Origin of the sequence: Microbacterium sp. LWO14-1.2 (assembly GCF_038397715.1) — a bacterium.
Lineage (GTDB): Bacteria > Actinomycetota > Actinomycetes > Actinomycetales > Microbacteriaceae > Microbacterium.
This window is the reverse complement of the sequence record NZ_CP151633.1, coordinates 1880845-1902937: the sequence shown is the minus strand read 5'-3', so window position 1 is coordinate 1902937 and position 22093 is coordinate 1880845. Positions and strand designations below refer to the sequence as shown.

17 protein-coding genes are annotated in these 22093 nt (G+C 70.5%); 12 read left to right on the top strand and 5 right to left on the bottom strand.

Translation table 11 applies throughout. From position 1 onward, the window contains the following. The first annotated feature begins 3 nt into the window (after positions 1 to 3). Genes MRBLWO14_RS09210 through MRBLWO14_RS09180 form a run of 7 tightly spaced genes read left to right on the top strand, consistent with a single transcriptional unit; the run spans position 4 to position 7720 of the window. On the top strand, positions 4 to 1557 hold the full coding sequence (locus MRBLWO14_RS09210; protein WP_341932862.1) for a sodium:solute symporter family protein: 1554 nt from the start codon (positions 4 to 6) through the stop codon (positions 1555 to 1557). Next, positions 1550 to 2821, top strand: coding sequence for an AGE family epimerase/isomerase (locus tag MRBLWO14_RS09205; RefSeq protein ID WP_341932861.1), 1272 nt, complete (start codon positions 1550 to 1552; stop codon positions 2819 to 2821). Before MRBLWO14_RS09210 ends, MRBLWO14_RS09205 begins: the two co-directional genes overlap by 8 nt. 5 nt (positions 2822 to 2826) lie before the next feature. Further along, positions 2827 to 3597: a 6-phosphogluconolactonase gene (locus MRBLWO14_RS09200; RefSeq protein ID WP_341932860.1), complete on the top strand. Its 771-nt coding sequence runs from the start codon at positions 2827 to 2829 to the stop codon at positions 3595 to 3597. Then, a complete protein-coding gene (locus tag MRBLWO14_RS09195; RefSeq protein ID WP_341932859.1) occupies positions 3590 to 4345 on the top strand; it encodes a sugar isomerase domain-containing protein in 756 nt (251 codons plus the stop codon). Before MRBLWO14_RS09200 ends, MRBLWO14_RS09195 begins: the two co-directional genes overlap by 8 nt. Beyond that, entirely contained in the window at positions 4336 to 5484 is a 1149-nt protein-coding gene (locus MRBLWO14_RS09190) for an amidohydrolase family protein (RefSeq protein WP_341932858.1), read from the top strand. The genes MRBLWO14_RS09195 and MRBLWO14_RS09190 overlap by 10 nt, the downstream gene beginning before the upstream one ends. Then, entirely contained in the window at positions 5481 to 6737 is a 1257-nt protein-coding gene (locus MRBLWO14_RS09185; protein ID WP_341932857.1) for a neutral/alkaline non-lysosomal ceramidase N-terminal domain-containing protein, read from the top strand. Before MRBLWO14_RS09190 ends, MRBLWO14_RS09185 begins: the two co-directional genes overlap by 4 nt. Then, entirely contained in the window at positions 6734 to 7720 is a 987-nt protein-coding gene (locus MRBLWO14_RS09180) for a LacI family DNA-binding transcriptional regulator (protein ID WP_341932856.1), read from the top strand. Before MRBLWO14_RS09185 ends, MRBLWO14_RS09180 begins: the two co-directional genes overlap by 4 nt. A 1-nt stretch (position 7721) precedes the next feature. Here the strand turns inward: MRBLWO14_RS09180 and MRBLWO14_RS09175 are convergent, their stop codons facing one another. Beyond that, on the bottom strand, positions 7722 to 8546 hold the full coding sequence (locus MRBLWO14_RS09175) for a helix-turn-helix transcriptional regulator (protein ID WP_341932855.1): 825 nt from the start codon (positions 8544 to 8546) through the stop codon (positions 7722 to 7724). A gap of 76 nt (positions 8547 to 8622) precedes the next feature. Between MRBLWO14_RS09175 and ilvD the strand changes: the two genes are divergently transcribed. The 3 genes from ilvD to MRBLWO14_RS09160 all read left to right on the top strand — a co-directional run bounded on the left by ilvD (position 8623) and on the right by MRBLWO14_RS09160 (position 11817). Next, complete coding sequence (ilvD, locus tag MRBLWO14_RS09170; RefSeq protein WP_341932854.1) at positions 8623 to 10527, top strand: dihydroxy-acid dehydratase; 1905 nt, start codon at positions 8623 to 8625, stop codon at positions 10525 to 10527. 169 nt (positions 10528 to 10696) lie between these two features. Then, complete coding sequence (locus tag MRBLWO14_RS09165; RefSeq protein ID WP_341932853.1) at positions 10697 to 10987, top strand: hypothetical protein; 291 nt, start codon at positions 10697 to 10699, stop codon at positions 10985 to 10987. Between the two features lie 74 nt (positions 10988 to 11061). After that, positions 11062 to 11817 (top strand): MBL fold metallo-hydrolase, encoded by a 756-nt coding sequence (locus MRBLWO14_RS09160; RefSeq protein ID WP_341932852.1) that lies wholly within the window; start codon positions 11062 to 11064, stop codon positions 11815 to 11817. Between the two features lie 33 nt (positions 11818 to 11850). On the opposite strand, the gene MRBLWO14_RS09155 is transcribed toward MRBLWO14_RS09160, so the two are convergent. Beyond that, complete coding sequence (locus tag MRBLWO14_RS09155) at positions 11851 to 12324, bottom strand: DUF4383 domain-containing protein (protein ID WP_341932851.1); 474 nt, start codon at positions 12322 to 12324, stop codon at positions 11851 to 11853. A 196-nt stretch (positions 12325 to 12520) separates the two neighbouring features. Between MRBLWO14_RS09155 and MRBLWO14_RS09150 the strand changes: the two genes are divergently transcribed. Next, positions 12521 to 13000 carry a DUF6098 family protein gene (locus tag MRBLWO14_RS09150; RefSeq protein WP_341932850.1) on the top strand — a complete coding sequence of 160 codons (480 nt, stop codon included), beginning with the start codon at positions 12521 to 12523 and terminating at the stop codon, positions 12998 to 13000. Between the two features lie 41 nt (positions 13001 to 13041). On the opposite strand, the gene MRBLWO14_RS09145 is transcribed toward MRBLWO14_RS09150, so the two are convergent. Both MRBLWO14_RS09145 and MRBLWO14_RS09140 read right to left on the bottom strand, forming a co-directional pair. Beyond that, positions 13042 to 13545, bottom strand: a complete 504-nt coding sequence (locus MRBLWO14_RS09145) for a DUF3253 domain-containing protein (protein ID WP_341936139.1) — start codon at positions 13543 to 13545, stop codon at positions 13042 to 13044. A 73-nt stretch (positions 13546 to 13618) separates the two neighbouring features. Beyond that, on the bottom strand, positions 13619 to 14626 hold the full coding sequence (locus MRBLWO14_RS09140; RefSeq protein WP_341936138.1) for a LacI family DNA-binding transcriptional regulator: 1008 nt from the start codon (positions 14624 to 14626) through the stop codon (positions 13619 to 13621). 193 nt (positions 14627 to 14819) lie between these two features. Here MRBLWO14_RS09140 and MRBLWO14_RS09135 point away from each other — a divergent pair, with 193 nt between their 5' ends. Continuing rightward, the gene (locus MRBLWO14_RS09135; protein WP_341936137.1) at positions 14820 to 20840 is read left to right on the top strand and encodes a GH92 family glycosyl hydrolase; all 6021 of its coding nucleotides are present in this window, start codon (positions 14820 to 14822) and stop codon (positions 20838 to 20840) included. 126 nt (positions 20841 to 20966) lie between these two features. Here MRBLWO14_RS09135 and MRBLWO14_RS09130 read toward each other — a convergent pair whose 3' ends face one another. Next, positions 20967 to 22082 (bottom strand): Xaa-Pro peptidase family protein, encoded by a 1116-nt coding sequence (locus tag MRBLWO14_RS09130; protein WP_341936136.1) that lies wholly within the window; start codon positions 22080 to 22082, stop codon positions 20967 to 20969. Positions 22083 to 22093 lie beyond the last annotated feature (11 nt).

The window sequence follows — 22093 nt, the reverse complement described above, 5'->3', positions numbered from 1 at the left end:
ACTATGGGTGTGCTCGACTGGATCGTCGTCGCGCTGTATTTCCTCGTGATGATCGCAATCGGCGTCTACGCCAAATCCCGCATCAAAGACGCCGCCGACTTCTTCGTCGCCGGCGGCAAGATCCCCTGGTGGCTCACCGGGATCTCGCATCACATGTCCGGATACTCCGCAGCGGTCTTCGTGGGGTACGCCGCTCTGGCCTACACGACCGGCTTCGCGGTCTACGTGTGGTGGGCGCTCAGCATCACGATCGCCTGCGGTCTCGGTGCGTGGCTGTTCGCGCCGCGCTGGCCCCGTCTGCGCGAGCGTCTGGGCATCATCTCCCCGCTCGAGTACGTCGCCAAGCGGTTCAACGTGCCCACCGAGCAGGTCCTCGCGTGGTCCGGTGTCGGCCTCAAGGTCTTCGACGTCGCCGCGAAGTGGAGCGCCTCCGCGATCCTCCTGCAGGTGTTCGCCGGAGTCCCGATCGGCTGGGGCATCCTCCTCGTCGGCGGTGTGACGATGATCTACTCGACGATCGGCGGCGTGTGGGCCGACGTCCTCACCGACTTCGGCCAGTTCATCATCCAGCTCGTCGCGGCCGTCGCGCTCGCCGTCGCGGTGATGATGCACCTCGACGGCTTCTCGACGATCTGGACGATGTGGGACGAGCTCCCGGCCGGGCACTCCGATCCGTTCGCCGGAACGCTCACCGTGCCGTTCTTCCTCGCCTACATCCTGATCTCGACGATGTCGTACAACGGCGGCACGTGGAACCTCGCCATGCGCATGATCTCCACGCCGAACGGCCGCGAGGCCCGTCGATCCATGATCTTCTCGGGCGCGCTGTACCTCATCTGGCCCCTGGTGCTCTTCTTCCCGATGTGGGCAGCGCCGCTGCTCATGCCGAACCTCGAGGACCCGAGCCAGTCGTACGCGCTCCTCGTCGACAACCTGCTGCCGACGGGCCTCGTCGGCCTGGTGCTGGTCGGCATGTTCAGCCACACCATGGCCATGACGTCGTCGGACTCCAACGCGATCGCCTCGGTCGTCGTGCGCGACATCATCCCGATGTTCCGCAAGGGGCGCAGCTTCCTGCCGTCCAAGACAGAGCTGCTGTTCAGCCGCTTCATCACCTTCCTGTTCATCACGGGATCCATGGTGATCGCGCTCACCAGCGACTCGTTCGGCGGCGTGCTCGGCCTCCTGATCCTCTGGTTCGGTGCCCTGGTCGGCCCCGTCGCCGTGCCGATGCTGCTCGGCATGCTGCCCTGGTTCCGTCGTTCCGGCTCGGCGGCAGCGCTGATCTCGACCGCCCTCGGACTCGTGACCTTCGCCCTGAACCGCTGGGCGTGGCCGGGCTGGGTCGAGTCGATGGGCGTCAACGCGCAGGCGTGGACCGTGGCGACCCCCGTCGTGATCTCGCTCGTCTCGTTCATCGTGATCGGCTTCATCCGCTCGGAGGAATCCGTCGAGACCGATGAACTGATCGACTCGATCGCCTCGGATGCTCCGTCGCGGCCGGCCGCGGACTCGCCGACGGTCGCACAGCGGACTGCGGGTGTGGCGGATGCGTGAGACCGACACTCGCTGGGGGGAGCACCTCGTCACGACGGTGCTCCCCTGGTGGGAGCGGGCGGTCCGCCCGGGCGGCGGGGTGTTCACGTGCTACTCCAACGACGGTGAGCGCGTCAGCGACGAGCTCTACACGTGGTCGCAGGGGCGCTGGGCGTGGCTCGCGGCCGAACTCGCCGACGAGGCGGTCGCCGGCCGCATCCCCGTCGACGCGGAGCTGTGGCGCCGCCGGTCGATCGAGACCGCCGATCTCCTCAGCCGGCACGCGCTGCTGGGTGACGGCACGACGGCGTTCCGTCTCACCGCCGAGGGGGTTCCGCTGCCCAGCGGTGCGGCGGGCGAACGCGCCACGAGCGTCTTCGCCGACCTGTTCGCCGCACTCGGCCTCGCGGGAGCTCTGCGGATGCTCGACGACGGCGACGACCGCAGGGAGGCGTGGCTGTCGCACGCCGAGCAGCTGCTGGAGACCGCGCGCCGATCCATCGCGAACGGCACGGCTGCGAGCGAGCCTTATCCCGTGCCGCACGGGTACTCCGATCTCGCCGGACCGATGACCCTCGTGCACACCGCGTCCGAACTGCTGCGCGCGGCGCCGCGGAGCGAGACGGCGCTGGCCGTCCGCGACCACGCGCTGTCAGTGCTGACGACGGACTTCCTCGGGGCCGGCGAGTGGTGGGAGTTCCGCCCGGCGGATCCGCGCGACGCGCACACGCTGCTCGCCCGCCACCGCACGCCGGGGCACCTGCTCGAACTCACCTGGATGCTGCTGCATGCCCGCGACCAGGGCCTGGCGCGCGGAGACCTCGACGCCGCGCACGCGCCGGGCGCCGAGCAGCTCGCGGCCCTCGCACGCCGCGCTGTCGAGATCGGCGAGGACACCGAGCACGGCGGGATGCTGCGGTACGTCGACGGTGGAGGCGGGCCGCCCACCGGCATCCGATCCGACCGTCCCGAACGATACGAGGATCTCGTCACGCGCACGTGGGACACGAAGCTGTGGTGGGTGCACGTCGAATCGCTCTACGCCACGGCTCTGATCGCCGACCGCACCGATGACCCGATGCTGGCGCTGGCGGCGGCGCGGCTCGACGACTACACGTTCCGGATCTTCCCCGATCCCGCGGGAGCCGAATGGCTGCAGATCAGGGATCGCGCGGGAGAACCCCTCGGCGAGGTCGTCGCGCTGCCGGTCAAGGACCCCTTCCACATCGCACGCAGCCTGCTGCTGCTCCACCGCCTCGCCTCGAAGAACGACACAGGAGAATGACCGAGATGACGTCCCCGTCCACCACCCTCCACCCCATCGCCGTGCATCGTCACGACGACCCCCGCGCTCTCGGCGAGGCCGCCGGCACGCAGGCCGCGGAGCTCATCGCCGAGGCGATCGCCGCGCGAGGATCGGCGCGAGTGATGCTCGCCGCCGCTCCGTCGCAGGCAGCCACGCTCGAGCGGCTGGCGTCCGCCGATCTCGACTTCTCGCGAGTCGTGTTCTTCCACATGGACGACTACATCGGTCTGCCGTCGGATGCTCCTCAGGGATTCGGCAACTGGCTCGATGCGCACTTCCTCTCCCGTCTCGCCGCGGCACCCGTGTTCCATCGCATCGACACGTCTCTCGTCGCTGCGGAGAGCGCAGCGGCCTACGCCGCCGTCATGGGCGATGAGCTCTTCGACGTCACGCTGTGCGGGCTGGGCGTGAACGGCCACCTGGCGTTCAACGATCCGCCGGCCGACTTCGCCGATCCGCTCGCCGCACGTCCGGTCAGCCTCGACGACACCTCGCGGCAGCAGCAGGTCGACGAAGGGCATTTCCCGGACCTCGACGCCGTCCCGGCACAGGCGATCACCGTCACGATCCCACGATTGCTCGCCGCGCGGCATATCGTGTGCAGCGTGCCCGGTGCCCAGAAGCAGCGCGCAGTGACCGAGACGCTGCGCCGCGACCCCGACCCGATGTTCCCCGGGACGGCGCTGCACACCCACCCCGACGTGCACCTCTTCGTCGACGCTGATTCCGCCCCGGAGGACGACCCGCATGAGTGAGCTGGCCGACGAGTACTTCGACGCCGTGACCGGCCTGATGGCGCGCATCCGCGCCGAGGAGAGGGAGAGTGTCGCCGCCGCAGCCGACGTGCTCGCAGCGCAGATCGCCCGGGACCGCCTCGTGCACGTCTACGGTCCCGGCGGACACTCGAACCTCGCCAGCCAGGAGGTGTTCTTCCGGGCAGGCGGGCTGATGCACGTCTCCGCGATCCTCGACGAGGGGACGCTCCTCTCATCGGGCGCGCTGCGGTCGATGGCGGTCGAGCGGCTGCCCGGCTATGGACGGATCGTGATCGAGCGCGCGGGCATCGGCGACGGCGACGTGCTCGTCCTCGTGAACGCGTACGGCATCAACGCGGCGCTCATCGACGCCGCGCTGACGGCCCGCGAGCGCGGAGCGAACGTGATCGGCGTCTCGTCGCGCGCGCACGCCGAGCAGACGGCGGAGCAGCATCCCGCCCGGCATCCGTCGCACGCGAACCTGCACGACGTGGTCGACGTGCACATCGACACGAAGGTCCCGATCGGCGACGCTGTCGTCCAGGTGCCGGGCGCCGTCGAGAAGTCGGGGGCGACCTCGACGTTCGCCAACGCCTTCACGATGAACTGGCTCATGCTCGAGACGCTCGCCCTGCTCGGGGCGACCGGCGACGAGGTGCCCATGTGGCGGTCGGGCAATGCGCCGGGGGGCGATGAGGCGAACGCCCGCTTCATCGACAGGTTCCAGGGCCGGGTGTCGTGGCTGTGACGACGACGCGCACGATCAGCGGACGGGACGTCGCGACCGGTGCCGGTGTGCGGGTGGTGGTCGAGGGCGCGCGGGTGACGGCGGTCGAGCGCGGCGGTCCTGCGACGGGGCCGTGGATCGCACCGGGGTTCGTGGATCTGCAGGTCAACGGCTTCGGCGGCCACGACGTCAATGCCGAGGTCCTCGAGCCCTCCGCGATCTCGGCGATCACGGCGGCGCTCGCCGGCCGCGGCGTGACGACCTGGGTGCCCACGGTGATCACCGGCACCGAGGAGCAGATCACCGCGCGCCTCGACGCCGTGACCGCGGCGAGGAAGGACGACCCCGCCGTCGCGGCCGCTGTGCCTTTCGTGCACGTCGAAGGACCGTTCCTCTCGTCGATCGACGGGCCGCGCGGTGTGCACGACCCCGCTGCGATCCGTCCGATCGACGCCGACGAGGTGCACCGCTGGACCGCACACGGCGAGGTGGGCTACGTCACCCTCTCGCCGCACGACGACGACGCCCCCGTCCAGATCGCCCGGATCGTCGCCCACGGGGTGGCGGTGGCGATCGGGCACACGCACGCCGACCCCGCGCGCATCACCCGGGCGGTCGAGGCGGGCGCGACGCTGTCGACCCACCTCGGCAACGGCATCTCGGCGGAGCTTCCTCGGCATCCCAATCCGATCTGGACCCAACTCGCCGACGAGAGACTGCGGTGCGGCCTCATCGGCGACGGGCACCACCTCCCCGCCGAGACCTTCGTCGCGATGACGCGCGCGCTCGGCCCTGAGCGGGCGTTCCTCGTGTCGGATGCCGTGGAGCTCGCCGGGGCCGCACCCGGACGCCACCGCACGACCGTCGGCGGCGAGGTGCTGCTCACCGCGGATGGACGACTGTCGTATCCCGACACCGGCTACCTGGCCGGATCGGCGATGAGCCTCGCGGACTGCGTCCGCTGGGTGACAGCCACTCCCCTGGGCCTCGCGACTGCGGTGCGGATGGCGACGGAGCTGCCGGGGCGCATCGTCGGCGACCTCACCGGTGGCGTGTTCGATGCGGGGCGTCTGGCGGCGGGATCGCCGGCGGACATCGTCATCCTCGATGATGAGGGAAGGGTCGTCGAGACGATCGCGGGAGGAAGGACGGTCGCGTGAGCAGTGCGGTACCGGTCGGGTGTGCGGTCGCGGCGGTCGACGTGCCCGACGGCACGCCGATGTCGGGCTTCGCGGCGCGCTCGTCGGGGTCCACGGGGGTGCACGATCCGCTGACGGTGCGGGCCCTCGTGATCGACACCGTGGCGCTCGTCACCGTGGACTGCTGCGCGCTGCACGAGCGCACGTGCGCGTCGGTGCGTGAGGAACTGCTGGCCGACGGGATCGTGACCGAGATCGTGCTGCACGCCACGCACACGCACGCGGGGCCGTGCATCTCGCATGAGCGCCTCGGAGTCGAGGCGCCCGGGCTGCGCGTCGAGGTCGAGAGGAGCATCCTTGACACGGTGCGGAGCGCCGCGGCGGACCGGGTGCCCTGCAGCCTCGTCTATGCCGAAGCCCATGGCGCGGGAGTCGCCCGCAACCGACGGCACCTCGAGCGGGAGATCGATCCGCCCGTGCAGGCCGTCGGCTTCGACCGAGAGGGCAGGCGGGTGGCGACCCTGGTGTCGTACCCCTGCCATCCGGTCGTGCTGGACGGAGACAACACGCTGATCAGCGGCGACTTCGTCGCACCGCTGCGTGAACGGATCGAAGCCCAGCATCCGGGCAGCGTCTGCGTGTTCGCCACCGGTGCGGCGGGCGACGTGAACACGGGTCACCGTGCGGAGTCGTCGTTCGTCGGAGGCGGCGCCGGACGCACCTTCGCCGAGGCCGACCGGGTGGGCGGCGTCCTCGCCGCTGCGCTGAGCTCCGTCGATCCGGCCCCGATCGACGCCGGCCCCATCGGCTTCGCTTCCGCGGGGGTGACGCTCGACATCGCGGCGGAGAGCGACGACACGGTCGCCCTGCAGGTCGAGGGATGGCAGCGCGAGATCGCCGACGGCACCGGGCGGTCGGCGCTCCTCGTCCGATGGCTGCGCTGGGCACGGGAACGCCCGTCATCGCCCGCGTCCTCCTGGGTCGGCCGGGTCTCCGTGATCTCGTGCGGTGCGCTGCGCATCATCGCCCTCCCCGGGGAGCCGTTCCTGTCGGCAGCCGACCGACTGCGCGCCGGCCATGACGGGCCGACGATCGTGCTCGGCTACTGCGACGGTGTCCCCGGGTATCTCCCCGACGAATCCGCCTACGCGCTCGGCGGTTACGAGGTCGTCGACGCCCACCGCTACTACGCGATGCCCGGCCCCTTCGCGCGCGGCTCGCTGGAGGCCGTCGTCGACGTCGCGGCCGCACTGCTCGACGGGCCGACCCGGTGACCGTCGCCCGGGCATCCGTCGTCGACGTGGCGCGCGCCCTCGGCGTCTCGCCGTCGACCGTGTCGCGGGCGTTCAACCACCCCGAGCTGCTGCGCGCCGAGACGGTCGTCGCCGTGCACGCGGCGGCTGAGCGGCTGGGGTACGTGCCGAACCGTCACGCGCAGGCGCTGATCACGGGACGCACGGGGGCCATCGGTCTGATCGTCCCCGACATCACCAACCCGTTCTTCCCCAAGCTGGTGCGGGCAGCGCAGCGCTCGGCCGAGCAGCGGGGACTGTCGATGTTCGTCGCCGAGACCGGGTACGACCCCGAGAAGGAGCGCCGGCAGATCGCGACGATGGCGCCGCAGACCGAGGGCGTGATCGTCGCGTCGTCGCGCCTCCCCGGTGACGAACTGCAGCTCATCGCGCAGCGCACACGGGTGGTGTTCATCAACAACGACACCCCCGGTCTCGCGCGTGTGCTGCTGAGCTCGAGCACCGCTCTGCGCCAGGGTATCGATCATCTGGTCGCCAGCGGCGCTCGCCGCCTCTGCTACGTGGGCGGTCCTGTCCGGTCGTGGTCAGAGGGCGAGCGGCGGCGGACGGTCGGCGACGCCGTGGCCCGCCTGGGCCTCGACGCGACGTACCTGCGGGACGAGTCGGGTACCTACGCCGAGGCGCGTGCCCTCGCGAAGGAGGTGCTCGACTCCGGTGCCGATGCGGTCATCGCCTTCGACGACGTCGTGGCGCACGGCGTTCTCGACGGTCTGCTGGTCGAGAACGTCCGGGTACCGGGCGAGGTCGCGCTCATCGGCTGCGACGACGCCCTCCCGATCCAGACCCATCCACGCATGTCGACGATCAGGCTGCCGTTCACCGAGGCCGTCCGTGCGGCGATGGGTCTGATCGCGGTCGATGAGATCCAGCCGGACACCCGCGTCGAGGTCGAGGGCGTGCTCGAACTCCGTGAGACGACCCGTGAGACGACCCGTGAGATGTGACCTACGCGTCGCCGGCGAAGCGGCGGCGCGTCTCGGCATCCGCGGTGTAGACGACCAGTTGCACGTCGGTCTGGTCCGACGGTCGCAGCTGGTGGTGCTCGAACACGAGGCGGCCGAGCGTCGGATGCTGGAACACGCGCTCGCGCGACTCGAAACCGCCGACGCCGTGGCTCTCCCACCGTTCGCGGAAGTCGTCGCTCTCCTGCACGAGCCTGCCGATGAGATCCCGGTAGCGGGGGTCGCCGAGCCGCGGGCCCGCCTCCGCCCGGAACTCGGCGAGGAACCGCCGACTGGTGTCGTCCCAGTCGTCGAGCAGCGACCGCACGGCGGGGTCGGTGAAGATGAGCCGCAGCAGGTTGCGCTCCTCGGCGGGAGTGGTGGCGACGTTCGGGTAGAGCTTCTCGTAGGCGGCGTTCCACCCGGCGATGCCCCAGTCGGGCGCGAGCGCGTAGGCGGGGTGCTCGTCGAGAGCGTCGAGGAATCGCTGCACATGGGGTGGCGCGGTCTCGACGGCTTCGCCTCCCCCCGGCCGCTGCGGTGCGAAGCCGGCGAGGGTGAGCACGTAGTCGTGCTCGGCGACCGTGAGGTGCAGGGTGGTGGCGACGGCATCCAGCACCTGACGCGACGGGTTGATGTCGCGGCCCTGTTCGAGCCAGGTGTACCAGGTGACGCTGACGCCGGAGAGGTAGGAGATCTCCTCGCGGCGCAGTCCGATCGTGCGCCCGCGCCCGGCCGGGGGCAGGCCGTAGCCCGTGCGATCGAGCTGCTCGCGTCGGGCGCGCAGGAACGCGCCGAGCTCCTTGCGCTGCTGCTCATCCGTGGCCACCTCACAAACCTAGTGCTCTCACTACTAGTGTCAGCGGCGACTTCCGGCGATCGCCGAGACGCACGACAGTGAGAGGATGCCCACTCCCCTTCGCTCCCGCACCGTGACGCACGGCCGCAACGCCGCCGGCGCCCGCGCCCTCTTCCGCGCAGCCGGCGTGAACGCCGCCGACTTCGGCAAGCCGATGGTCGCCGTCGCGAACAGCTTCACCGAGTTCGTCCCCGGCCACACGCACCTGCAGCCCGTGGGTCGCATCGTGTCCGACGCGATCAGTGCGGCGGGCGGCATCCCCCGTGAGTTCAACACCATCGCGGTCGACGACGGCATCGCGATGGGCCACGGCGGGATGCTGTACTCGCTCCCCTCGCGGGACCTCATCGCCGACTCGGTCGAGTACATGGTCAACGCGCACCAGGCCGACGCCCTCGTGTGCATCTCGAACTGCGACAAGATCACCCCGGGCATGCTCATGGCCGCGCTGCGCCTGAACATCCCGACCGTCTTCGTGTCCGGCGGTCCGATGGAGTCGGGACGCGCCACGCTCGTCGACGGAAGCGTGCGGACCCTCGACCTCGTCGACGCGATCTCGGAGGCCGCGAACGACACGGTGTCGGATGCCGACATCCAGCGCATCGAGGAGAACGCGTGCCCGACGTGCGGGTCGTGCTCGGGCATGTTCACCGCGAACTCGATGAACTGCCTCGTCGAGGCGCTGGGACTCGCTCTGCCCGGCAACGGCTCGGTGCTCGCCACCCACACCGCCCGCCGCGCGCTGTACGAGAAGGCCGGCGAGGTCGCCGTGCAGATCACCCGGCGCTTCTACGATGAGGACGACGCGTCGGTGCTCCCCCGTGCGGTCGCGAGCTACAACGCCTTCGAGAACGCCATGGCGCTCGACATCGCGATGGGCGGCTCGACCAACACGATCCTGCATCTGCTGGCTGCCGCGCACGAGGCGGGCGTCGCGTTCGGCCTCGACGAGATCGACGCCGTCTCGCGTCGCGTGCCCTGCCTCGCGAAGATCGCCCCGAACCCCGCCTACGGCCGCATGTACTACATGGAGGACGTGCACCGCGCGGGCGGCATCCCTCGCATCCTCGGCGAGCTGCGTCGCGCGGGCGCACTGAACGACGACGTGTCGTCGATCCACTCCCCGTCGCTCGCGACCTGGCTCGACGAGTGGGACATCCGCAGCGGCTCGGTCTCCGAGGAGGCGCAGGATCTCTGGTACGCGGCACCCGGCGGCGTGCGGTCGTCGAGCGCGTTCTCGCAGTCCGAGCGGTGGCGGGAGCTCGACACGGATGCCGAGAACGGCTGCATCCGTGACGCCGAGCACGCGTACTCGGCCGACGGCGGTCTCGCGGTGCTCCGCGGCAACATCGCCGTCGACGGCGCGGTGGTGAAGACGGCGGGTGTGGACCCGTCGATCCTCGTGTTCTCCGGCCCAGCGGTCGTCTGCGAATCGCAGGAGGAGGCGGTCGCGAAGATCCTCGGCAAGAAGGTGCAGCCGGGCGATGTCGTCGTGATCCGCTACGAGGGCCCGAAGGGCGGACCGGGCATGCAGGAGATGCTGCACCCGACCTCTTTCCTCAAGGGCCGAGGTCTCGGCAAGGTGTGCGCACTCATCACCGACGGCCGCTTCTCGGGCGGCACGTCGGGGCTCTCGATCGGCCACGTCTCCCCCGAGGCGGCGTCGGGCGGTGTCATCGCGCTGGTCGAAGACGGCGACATCATCTCGATCGACATCCCGACGCGGGACCTGACGCTGCAGGTCGACGAGGCCGAGCTCGAGCGTCGTCGCGCGGCGCTGCTGGAGGACGGCGGCTACCGCCCGCGCGATCGCCAGCGTGCGGTGTCGCTGGCCCTGCGCTCCTACGCGACGATGGCGACCTCGGCCGATCGCGGCGCGGTGCGCGATGTCGAGGCGGTCGAGCGCGCGCTGCGAGAGCAGGAGATCCGGTCGGCGTCCTCCCTGGTGTGAGAGAAGGCCGAGCGGTGACGGATTCATCCACAGCTGTGGATGAAGGTGTTAACAACTCTGACCTGGGATTCATGAAATTCACAGGAATGGATCGTGCACCCATTGGCACTCTCGCGACAGGATTGCAACCCCCCTTTTGTGGGACCTCGATGCGGCGTACCGTGCTCTCATGAGTAACGTCGAGACTGTGCAGACCATGGTGCAGATCGAGGTGACGTTCGACGGGCGGGGATTCCTTCTCGCGCAAGACCAGGATCTCGCCGAACTGAAGCATCAGATCGAACAGGCCCTGACCACCTCGGGCACCTTCGTCGACCTCGTCGTGGTGGGCAACCGCAAGCTCAGCGTGCTCATCACCCCGCGCAGTCACGTGACCATCACCGAGGCGACCGTGCCGTTCGACGCGCGCGACACGGGAGACGTCGACTCGCCGTTCGGCGGGTACTACGACCTGCGCTGACCCGACCGCTACCACCGCGCACGGCATCCGGCAAGGCTCCTGCGTCCGCGACGACCGAGCCGCACCGTGGGGCCATGAGCATCCGAAGCCGATGGACCGCGATCGCCGACGGCGTGTACCGCCTCGAGACCGCGAACGTGAACTGCTACCTCGTCGTGACGAGCGACGGGATGACCCTCGTCGACGCTGGTCTGCCGCGCACTCTGCCGCTCCTCGACGACCTCCTCGCGCACCTCGGCGCCCATCGAGGCGACATCGACGCGATCATCCTCACCCACGCGCACTTCGACCACGTCGGGATGGCGCACGGCCTCGTCTCGGAGCGGCGCACCCCGGTGCACGTGCATCCGCGGGACCAGCGACTGGCGCGGCATCCGTACCGCTACGCCCACGAGCGCGCGCGGATCACGTACCCGTTCCGCTATCCGAAGGCCGTGCCGACGCTGCTGGCCATGACCGCGAAGGGGGCCCTCGGAGTGCGCGGTGTCGAGGCCGCACCGACCGTGCACCACGCGACGGCCGTCGAGGCGCCGGGCAGGCCGACGGCCCTCTGGACCCCCGGTCACACCGAGGGTCACTGCGGATTCTGGTTCGAGGACCTGGGGGTGCTGATGACGGGCGACGCGATCGTCACGCTCGACCCGTACACGGGGAGGACAGGGCCGCGGATCGTGGCGGGAGCGGCGACCGCCGACAGCGGCCGGGCCCTGAGCGACCTGGACGCGTTCCTCGCCTCGTCCGCGCCCACGCTGCTTCCCGGACACGGCGAGCCCTGGCATGACGGAGCCGGGGCCGCCGTGGCTCACGCTCGTCGCGTGGGTCGCAGCTGACCCCGGCTCGGATTCCCGCTGGGTGGTCGGTGATCAGGCCCGGGCTGCGCGCCCGTCGTTGCCGGGCACACGGGGTGCGCGCGAGACGAACACGCCGAGCAGGATCATGCCGATGCCGAGAACCAGGTGCAGCCAGTTGTCGGCGTTGTTCACGGGGATGAAGTTCAGCTGGTCGTTGCCGACGGCGATGAGGCCGTAGATCCAGACGACGAGGTACGCGGCGCCGCCGACGATCAGGTACAGCCTGGCCGCCCGGGCACGTGCGGCCAGCGCGATGCCGGCGACCGCGAAGGCGAGGTGCACGAAGTTGTGCAGCACCGACACCTGGAAGACGCCGAGCAGATGAGCTTCGGAGCCGGCTCCCGCGCCGTGCAGGTGCTCCGCGGAGTGCGTGAGTCCGGGGATGAAGCCGGCGATGCCGACGAGGAGGAAGACGATGCCCACGATGAGGGCGGTCTTCTGGATGGGGGTTCCTGCGTAGCGCTCGACGCGCGCGGTGTCACTCATGATGTCCTCCGTAACGGTGCGTTGGGGTGCCTGAGGTTATCGATCGGCTGTGGCTGTCCCGCAGGGCATTGACTCGGTGCTCTCCCCGGGAATATGCTCCCGGGCTTCCTTCCGCCGGGCGACGCTCCCGGCCGGACGAGTGCGCGTCCTGTCAATCCCCTCGGTTCGGCATCGAGCGCTCTCGTACGGTCGGCCCATGCCTCACCGATCGCACACCGACGTGCCCCCGAATCCGCAGCCCCCCGCGCACGACGACCTCCGACGGGTGCAGCATCTCGCCCAGTTGGCCGCGGTGGTGCGTGCCTGCCCCGGACTCTACGTGCGCTACTCGGAGGGGCCCGAGAAGGATGCCGAGCGCAGCAGCGTCGACAGTGAGAGCGGCCTCGAACTCCCAGGGCTCTCGGTGAACCCGCTGGATGCCGAGGAGTGGTGGACGCGCCCCCTCGAGGACTGGCTCGCACGGCAGCTGTCGCAGTACCGTCACCTGGCCGAGAAGGACCCCTCTCGATTCGCCTGGATCCTCAGCGGCGTCGTCTGCGGTCGTGGCCCCGACTGCGAACCGCTGCTCCGCGATGTCGAACCCGTCGCGATCCTCGCCGACGAGCTCCTGGAGGAGGCACGCGCCCGCTACGCGGAGAACTTCGACGCGGGGCGCGGTCCGGCGGACGCCGGCTGACGGCATCCCGGTCCACGGGCGAGCGAGAGGATGACGGAGGGTCAGAGCGCCGGGCCCCGCACGATCCGCACGGGGCCGCGGGCGTCGCGGATGCTGACCGCCGCTCCCTTCTGCGTCACGACGACCTGCTCGTCGTCGGCGAGCTCGGCGGCGACGCGCCGCACATCGGGCATGAGGGTCCGCCATGACTCACCGCCGACGGTGCGGGCGACGTCGCTGGGGCAGATCGACGATTCGGCGCGCTTGCGCACGAGAGTGCGGATGGCGGCGGCGATGCGCTCGTCGAAGTCCTCGCCGGAGCGCTCCTCCCACCAGGGGATGCCGCGCTCGCCGAGTGCGGTCTTAGCGTCGTCGACGCGTCGGCGAGCATCGGACTCCGACGCCTTGACGGCTCGGCGCGCGGACATCAGTTCGTCGACGAGCTCCTGGCGGAAGGTGTCGGGGATGCTCGGGTCGGTGGCCCGCCACCGACGACCGTCGATGACGACGTGGTGGCCGTCCGCCGTGCGCTCCGGACCGTCGGCGCTGTCTCTCCCCTTCGTCATGACGGCAGTCTCGCGCGAAGAAGAGCTCGGCGACAGGGTCTTGACGCCGACGGCATCCCGTCCGGTGTGGCGGTCAGGAACCGGTCGACGCCCGGGCGACGAGTCGCATCGGGACGGTGACGCTCTCGTAGGGGCGCGTGCGGTCGCTGAGACGGGCGACCGCGAGCCGGGCGGCCTGGCGCCCCAGCGCCTCGATGTCTCCCGAGACGACGCTCACCCCGAGCACGCGCGCCCACTCCGGCTCGTCGAAGCCGATGACGGCCGGCCGGTCGGGATGCCCGGCGACGGCTTCCATGACACCGAGCAGGATGCGGTTGTTGCCGGCCACGACGGCGGTGGGCGGCTCGTCGAGGGCGAGCAGCTCGCGCATGCACGCGCGGGAGGATGCCGCGTCGTGCGCGTCGGTGCGGAGGAGCCGGCGCCAATCGGCGTCGGCGGGGTCGAGCACGTCGCCCATGCCCGCGAGGCGTTCGCGATACGTGGGCAGCCAGGCGTAGTCGCCGATGAAGGCGATGCGGCGGTGTCCGGCATCCAGGAGGTGCTGGGCCGCCAGCCGCCCTCCCTCGCGGTTGTCGAAGACGACCGAGTCGGCGGCGAGGTTCTCGGCCGGGCGGTCGACGAAGACGACGGGGATGCCGCGGGCTTGCAGCTGCGCGTAGTCGCTGTGATCGGTCATGGCCGAGACGGTGATCACGGCCGTGGTCTGCCGGTCGGCGAGGTCGCGGGCGACGCGCTGCTCCTGCTCGGCCGACTCGCGCGAGTTCGCGACGGAGAGGTGCATGCCGCGGGGGCGGATCTCGTCTTCGACGGCCTGTGCGAGCGCGGAGTAGAACGGGTTCGTGAAGTCGCCGGTGATGAGGCCGATGGATGCCGCGAGGCGTCCGCTCGCGAGGAGGCTCGCCGCTGCGTTGCGCTGGTAGTCGAGCTCCGCGGCGGCCGACAGGACGCTCGCGAGCGTCTTCTCGCTCACGTACGACTCCCCGCCGAGCGCCCGCGATGCTGTCTTGAGGCTGACCCCCGCGCGTTCGGCGACCTGGGCCAGCGTCGGGCGCGGTGTCGCGCCGGTCTCTGTGCGAGTCATGCATCCCCTTGTCGCCCGCGAACGCGGATAGCTCATTATGGCGGCTGCCGATCGGAACCGAGCTCTTTCGCCGGTCGCGATCGCTGTGATAGCGTCCAGCGTATGACAGCGATGTCATATATCGGTCATCCCGGCGTCGGAGTCGGTGAGGACCCCATCAGCGACACACCGTAGTGGAGTTAGAGGAGCAACCATGAGGGTCCCCAGCCCGAGGAACCACCGATCCGCCAGACGATCCTGGGCAGCGGCCGGAGTCGCCGTCGCCGTCGGGCTCGGCATGATGACGCCGACGGCGGCCTCGGCGGCCGGAGAGACGACCTTCGCCTCGTCCTTCGAGTCCGGCGACGCGGCCCCCGTGCTCACCGGCACCGGTCAGCCCGTCAACGTCACCGGCAGCCGCTTCGCCCCCGGCAGCGTGCTCGGCGACGTGACAGCGGTCACGGCATCCGCCCAGAACGCCCCCAACGAGGCCGCCGCGTTCGTCGCAGACGGCAACGCCTCGTCGAAGTGGCTCGCCTTCGCCAACACGGGCTGGGTGCAGTACCAGCTCGGCACCCCGCAGCCCATGGTGCGGTACACCCTCACCTCGGGCAACGACGCGCAGGAGCGCGACCCCAAGGACTTCCGCGTGCAGGGCTCCACCAACGGCACCGACTGGGTCACGGTCGACCAGCGGACCGGCGAGCTCTTCTCCGGACGCGGCGAGACCCGCACGTTCGAGCTCGCCGCCCCCAGCGCCGAATACCTCTACTACCGCCTCGACGTGCTCGCCACGCGCACCCCCAGCGCCAACATCGTGCAGCTCGCCGGGTGGGAGCCGATCGCCGTCGACGGCGCGACCCCCGCCCCCGGCGACCTCATGCTGCAGGTCGGCAACGGCCCGACGAGCTCCGACACCGCGAAGACCGGCGTCGGCTTCTCCGGCACGAAGGCGCTGCAGTACGTCGGCCGCCACCTCGACGCGGGGCCGGCTTCCTCGACCAGCGTGCTCTACGACGACGTCGCGATCGACGTCGCCGAAGACAGCGAGCTGTCGTACCTCGTCTTCCCCGTGCTCGACGGCGAGCAGACCTACGCCGCGACCTTCGTGGCGGTCGACCTGACGTTCGACGACGGATCGACGCTGTCCGCCGGCGATGCCACCGACTCCTACGGCTACGGCGCGAACGCGCGCGCCCAGGGCCAGGCGAACGTGCTCTGGCCGAACCAGTGGAACAAGGTCACGATCGACCTCGGCGCGTTCGCCGGCCGCACGATCGACGACATCCTCTTCCGCTACGACCACCCCGGCACCGACGTGAAGGGCGTGGAGGTGCCCACCGGCGCGACCGCCTTCAGCGGCTGGCTCGACGACGTGAGCATCGGCGCAGCAGAGCAGCTGGACACGACGGACGGACTCGTCTCGTACGTCGACACTCGCCGGGGTACGAACTCGACCGGAGGCTTCTCGCGCGGCAACAACCTGCCGGCGACCGCGTGGCCGAACGGCTTCAACTTCATCACCCCGATGACCAACGCCGACAACGTCGGCACGATCTACCAGTACCAGCGGGCCAACAACGCGCAGAACCTCCCGGCCCTCAACGGCATCGGCTTCTCGCACCAGCCGAGCATCTGGATGGGTGACCGCAACCAGATCGCCGTGCTCCCCGCCGCGAACGGCAACCCCACCTCGTCGCTCAACGACCGCAAGCTCGCGTTCCACCACGAGAACGAGACCGCGCGGCCCGACATCTACAGCGTCGAGTTCGACAACGGCATCCAGACGTCCGTGACCGCCACCGACCACGGCGCGATCTACCGCTTCGAGTTCACCGGCGACACGAGCTCCGTGCTCATCGACCAGCTTGTGAACTCCTCGAAGCTCCAGATCAACGGCGACACCGTCTCCGGCTGGGTCGACGGCGGATCCGGCTGGCCGGGACGCACGCGCATGTTCGTGTACGGCACGTTCGACAAGGCGCCGCTGAACGCCGGAGCGACCACTCAGGGCGACCGCAACGGCACGGCCCGCTACGCCTCCTTCGACACGAGCGGCGACAAGACCGTCGAGCTGCGGCTGTCGTCGTCGTTCATCTCGCAGGACCAGGCGAAGAAGAACCACGAGTTCGAGCTGCAGGGCGTCTCGTTCGAGCAGGCGCACGCCGCCGTGCGCGACGCCTGGAACGACCGGCTCGGCGTGATCCACGACGTCAAGGGCGCGACCGACACCCAGCTCGTGACCCTGTACTCGAGCCTGTACCGCCTGAACCTCTACCCGAACTCGCAGTTCGAGAACACCGGGTCGAAGGCCGACCCCGTCTACCAGTACGCCAGCCCGGTGTCCGCGACGAGCGGCAGCGCGAGCGACACTCGCACGAACGCGAAGATCGTCGACGGCAAGATCTACGTCAACAACGGCTTCTGGGACACGTACCGCACCGCCTGGCCGCTCTACTCGCTGCTCTACCCCGACGTGACCGAAGAGCTCGTCGACGGCTTCGTGCAGCAGTACCGCGACGGCGGATGGGTCGCCCGGTGGTCGTCCCCCGGCTACGCCGACCTCATGACCGGCACGAGCTCCGACGTCGCGTTCGCCGATGCGTACCTCGCGGGGGCCCTCGACACCGACACCGCTCTCGAGGCCTACGACGCCGCCGTGAAGAACGCCACCGTGCTGCCGGCATCCAACGCCGTCGGACGGAAGGGCCTCGCTCAGTCGATCTTCCTCGGCTACACCGAGGCGACGACGCACGAGAGCGCATCGTGGGGGCTCGAGGGGTACATCAACGACTTCGGCATCGCCGAGATGGCGAAGAAGCTGTCGGAGGACCCGGCGACCCCGGCCGACCGCGTCGAGCAGCTGAAGGAGGAGGCCACCTACTTCGAGGCGCGCGCCGAGCACTACGTCGAGATGTTCAACCCGGAGGCCGGCACGTTCACCTCGCGGAACGCCGACGGCTCGTGGACCTCGGGTGCCGAGTTCGACAAGAAGGCCTGGGGCGGTGCGTTCACCGAGGCCAGCGCGTGGACGTTCGGCTTCCATGCCCCGCACGACGTGGACGGACTCGCCGCGCTCTACGGCGGCCGTCAGGGTCTGCTCGACGTCATGCACGACTTCCTGACGGTCCGCGAGAAGGCCGACTACTCCGGCATCCACGAGGCGCGCGAAGCACGCGACGTCCGGCTCGGGATGCTGGGCATGTCGAACCAGATCGCGCACCACATCCCGTACGTGCTCGCCGAGGCCGGCGACCCGTCGGGAGCGCAGGAGCTGATCCGCGACATCCAGGACCGCCTCTTCGTCGGCTCCGACATCGGCCAGGGCTACCCGGGCGATGAGGACAACGGCGAGTTCTCGGCCTGGTACGTCTTCTCGGCCCTCGGCTTCTACCCGCTCGAGGTGGGCTCCGGCGACTACACGATCGGCACGCCGCTCTTCGACAGCGCGACGCTGTCGATCGGCGGCACCGACCTCGTCGTGAACGCGCCGGGCGCATCGGCCGGCGCGGACTACGTGGGCGGCGTGAGCCTCAACGGGCAGCCGATCACCGAGACGACGTTCGACGGCGACCTGCTGCGCGCAGGAGGCCGCCTCGACTTCACGATGAGCACGACCCCGCAGGCCTGGGGTGCCAAGGACCTCACCGAGAAGCTCGAGGTGCCCACCACGCTCGTCGACGCGACCAAGCCAGGACGCGGTTCGCTCGCCGCGGCGGACGGCACACCCGTCGGCTCGCTCGTCGACGACAACATGAACTCGACCGTCACCTTCCAGGGCGACTCGGCCGAGCTGGTGTGGACGTCCCAGTCGGGTCCCGTCTCGATCGGCCAGTACACGCTGACCAGCGCGTCGAAAGCGGCCGCTCCCGCGAGCTGGACGCTCTCCGGTTCGCTCGACGGCACGACGTGGACCGAGCTCGACAGCCGTGAGGGCCAGACCTTCACGTGGGACTCGCAGACCCGACCGTTCACGACGCAGACCGCCGGGGGATACACGAGCGTCAAGCTCGCCCTGAAGGGCGGCGGATCGACGCTGGCTCTCTCGGAGGTCGAGCTGTTCGCCTCGGCATCCGCGGCCGACGGCTTGTCGATCGCCGCGGGCGCTCCGCAGCGCGTCGCCGTCGGCACCGCGTTCTCGGGGTCGCTCGCCACGATCGTCGGCACCGAGACCGACGCGTCGGGCTACGACGTCACCGTGGACTACGGCGACGGCGAGGCGGTCGACGACGTGACCCTCACCCGCGACGAGCTCGGCGGCTGGAAGGTCAGCGCGCCGCACACGTTCACGGCACCGGGCACGTACTCGCCCGTCATCACCGTGCGCGACTCGTCGGGCGCGGCAGCCCAGGCCACCGCGTCGATCGAGGTGTTCCGCGACGAGACCCTCATCGGAGGCTTCAACAACGTCTGCATCGGCGACCTCGGGGTCACCGCCGCCAACTGCGACTCGCAGGGCCACGGCTACTTCCGCGACAAGCTCAACGCCGACGGCTTCGTGCAGGGCCAGACCCTGACCGTGCCGGGCACGACGCTGACGTACGACCTGCCCGCCGTCCCGGCCGGTGCGCCGGACAACATCACGGGCGAGGGTCAGACGGTGAAGCTGTCGCTGGGCACCGGTGCCACGCAGATCGCGTTCGTCGGCACCGCCACCGAGAGCAACCGCGACTCGGATGCCGTGCTGCACTTCACCGACGGCAGCACCCAGACCGTCACGATCAGCTTCGGCGACTGGGTCGGCGCGTCGGGCAACCCCTACAAGGGCAACACCGTGCTCACGATCTCCGAGGGTCGCCTCTCGGGAACCGGAGCGGAGTCGAGCGTGAAGAACACGGCGATCTACGCCACCGCCCCGATCGCCCTCGCGGTCGACGGGAACGGTGCGCCGAAGGTGGTCGAGTCGCTGACGATGCCGAAGGAATCCGGTTCGCTGAACGACGGACGCGTGCACGTGTTCGCGGTCGCGTCAGACGGTGACCGCGGCGCCGCCGCCGAGCTGTCGGTCGCGGCCGGCACGGTCGACGAGCAGGTCACGGGCGTCGAGTTCGACGCCACCGTGGCGACCGTCACCGGCGGTCTCGGCGAGACGTCGACGGTGATCAACTGGGGTGACGGCTCCCCCGTCTCGGCGGTCGACGTGACCGACGGTGCGGTGCAGGGCACGCACACCTACGCGAAGGCCGGCAGCTACACCGTGACGGTGACCGCCGACGACGGCGTGAAGTCGGCGTCGACGCAGCTGACCATCGTCGTGGCGGATCCGGTGCCCGTGTACGAGCCCCGGATCCAGGCACCGCAGCAGGCGGCGCCCGGAGACACGGTCACGATCACCGGAACCGGCTTCGCGCCGGGTGAGAGCGTCGCGCTCCGCATCGACGACGAGCAGCCGGTCGTCGTGCAGGCCGAGCAGAACGGGTCGATCAGCGGGTCGATCACGGTGCCGAGCGGAGCCGTCGACGGCGACCACCCGGTGGTCGCGCTCGGCGACGTCTCGAAGGTCGAGGCGCGGGCATCGCTCCTCGTCGTCGGCGATCCGAGGGCTCCGAAGAACACCTCGGTCACCCTGAAGGCCGGATCCGACGACCCCGTCGCCGGAGAATCGGTGCCGCTGATCGCCACGGTGAAGCCCGCCGGTGCGGCCGGTCAGGTCGAGTTCCTCGAGGGCGACGTCGTGGTCGGATCGGCCGGGGTCTCCGCGGGAGTCGCGACGGCCGACGTCACGATCGCGACCTCCGGGCAGCACACCTACACGGCCCGTTTCGTCCCGTCGGACGAGACCGCCTTCCGCCCGTCGACCTCGGCCCCGCTGACGATCGACGTCCGCAGCGCCCCGGTGCTGCAGGCCGAGCTCGTGATCGGCCAGGTGCGCGTGGCGCAGGGCGGCACGGTCGAGCTCGTCGGGCGCGGCTTCGGCGCCGGCGAGCTCATCACGATCACGCTCTTCTCGGAGCCGGTGCGCCTCGCCGAGGTCACGGCCGACGGCTCGGGCGCGTTCCGCACGACGGTGACGATCCCGGCGAACACCCCGGTCGGACAGCACACGCTGGTCGCCCAGGGCGCAGCATCCGGACTCAGCGCGCAGGGTGCGCTCACGGTCACGGCCGCTGCGTCGACGGGTGACGGCCTCGCGGGCACGGGTGGGGCGGTGCCGATCGCGCTGATCGTGCTGATGCTCGGCCTGCTCGCCACGGGCGGCGTGCTGTTCGTCCGGCGCCGCCGCTCGGAGGGCTGACCCCCGCACCCGACTCGGCGGGAGACCTCGGGCTCGGGAGGAGGAATCGCAGCGATTCCTCCTCCCGACCCGGAGATCCCCCGAACGGATGCGGTGACGACGGCGGATGCCCCGGCGTCGCCCCCGTCAGACGGCCGTGAGGCCGTGGGGGGCGACGTTGAGTCGCTCGCATCCGTCGGCCGTCACCACGACGATGTCCTCGATGCGCGAACCCCACTCCCCCGCGAAGTAGATCCCCGGCTCGATGCTGAACGCCATGCCCTCGCGCAGCACCAGGTCGTTGCCCGGCGCGATGTACGGTTCCTCATGCACCGAGACGCCGATGCCGTGCCCGGTGCGGTGCAGGAACGCGTCGCCGAGACCGGCTTCGGTCAGCACGGTCCTCGCCGCGGCATCCACCTGCTCGGCCGTGACTCCCGGCCGCACGGCGTCGACGGCGGCCTGCTGCGCCCGCACGAGCACCGCGATGCGCTCGGCCGCCGCGGGCTCGGGCGTGCCGACGACATAGGTGCGGGTGCTGTCGGAGTTGTAGCCGCTCGGCACCGCTCCCCCGATGTCGACCACGACGACGTCGCCGTCCTCGATCACGCGGTCAGAGACCTCGTGGTGCGGGTCGGCGCCGTTCGGGCCCGATCCGACGATCACGAACTCGACCGTGCGGTGCCCCTCCGCGACGATCGCCTCGGCGATGTCCGCCGCGACCTCGCGCTCGGTGCGTCCGGCGCGCAGCCACTCGGGAACCCGGCGGTGCACGGCGTCGATCGCGCGGCCGGCGCGGTGCAGCTCGGCGATCTCGTCGGCATCCTTGATCATGCGTCCTTCACGCAGCACGGGCGTGGCGAGCTCCAGGCGCAGACCGAGCCGATCCGCGAGCGGGATGACGTGCAGGGCAGGCAGTGCGTCCGAGACGCCGACGCGGGTGGCCGCGGTGATGATGTCGGAGACCAGCGCATGCGCGTCGTCTCCGTCGACCCAGTCGGAGACGGCGAGGCCGAGTTCGCCGACGGCGGTGCTGCGCACCTTCGCGAGCTCCATGCGCGGAACGACGACGGTCGGCGCGATGCCCGGTCCGAGCACGAGGGCGGTCAGACGCTCGATCGTGTCGCCCTCCACGCCCACGAGGTACTGCAGGTCGGGACCGGGGCCGACGATGATCGCGTCGAGGCCGGCGTCCGCGGCGAGGGCGGATGCCCGGTCGAGGCGGGCGGCGTACACGGATGCGGGGAAGGGCGTTGTGCTCACGGCATCCACGC

Coding starts and splice junctions, on each gene's coding strand:
- MRBLWO14_RS09150 (WP_341932850.1), top strand. CDS start 12,521: ATGCCTCACCGATCGCACACCGACGTGCCCCCGAATCCGCAGCCCCCC.
- MRBLWO14_RS09135 (WP_341936137.1), top strand. CDS start 14,820: ATGAGGGTCCCCAGCCCGAGGAACCACCGATCCGCCAGACGATCCTGG.
- MRBLWO14_RS09140 (WP_341936138.1), bottom strand. CDS start 14,626: ATGACTCGCACAGAGACCGGCGCGACACCGCGCCCGACGCTGGCCCAG.
- MRBLWO14_RS09210 (WP_341932862.1), top strand. CDS start 4: ATGGGTGTGCTCGACTGGATCGTCGTCGCGCTGTATTTCCTCGTGATG.
- MRBLWO14_RS09165 (WP_341932853.1), top strand. CDS start 10,697: ATGAGTAACGTCGAGACTGTGCAGACCATGGTGCAGATCGAGGTGACG.
- MRBLWO14_RS09160 (WP_341932852.1), top strand. CDS start 11,062: ATGAGCATCCGAAGCCGATGGACCGCGATCGCCGACGGCGTGTACCGC.
- MRBLWO14_RS09155 (WP_341932851.1), bottom strand. CDS start 12,324: ATGAGTGACACCGCGCGCGTCGAGCGCTACGCAGGAACCCCCATCCAG.
- MRBLWO14_RS09145 (WP_341936139.1), bottom strand. CDS start 13,545: ATGACGAAGGGGAGAGACAGCGCCGACGGTCCGGAGCGCACGGCGGAC.
- ilvD (WP_341932854.1), top strand. CDS start 8,623: ATGCCCACTCCCCTTCGCTCCCGCACCGTGACGCACGGCCGCAACGCC.
- MRBLWO14_RS09205 (WP_341932861.1), top strand. CDS start 1,550: ATGCGTGAGACCGACACTCGCTGGGGGGAGCACCTCGTCACGACGGTG.
- MRBLWO14_RS09200 (WP_341932860.1), top strand. CDS start 2,827: ATGACGTCCCCGTCCACCACCCTCCACCCCATCGCCGTGCATCGTCAC.
- MRBLWO14_RS09195 (WP_341932859.1), top strand. CDS start 3,590: ATGAGTGAGCTGGCCGACGAGTACTTCGACGCCGTGACCGGCCTGATG.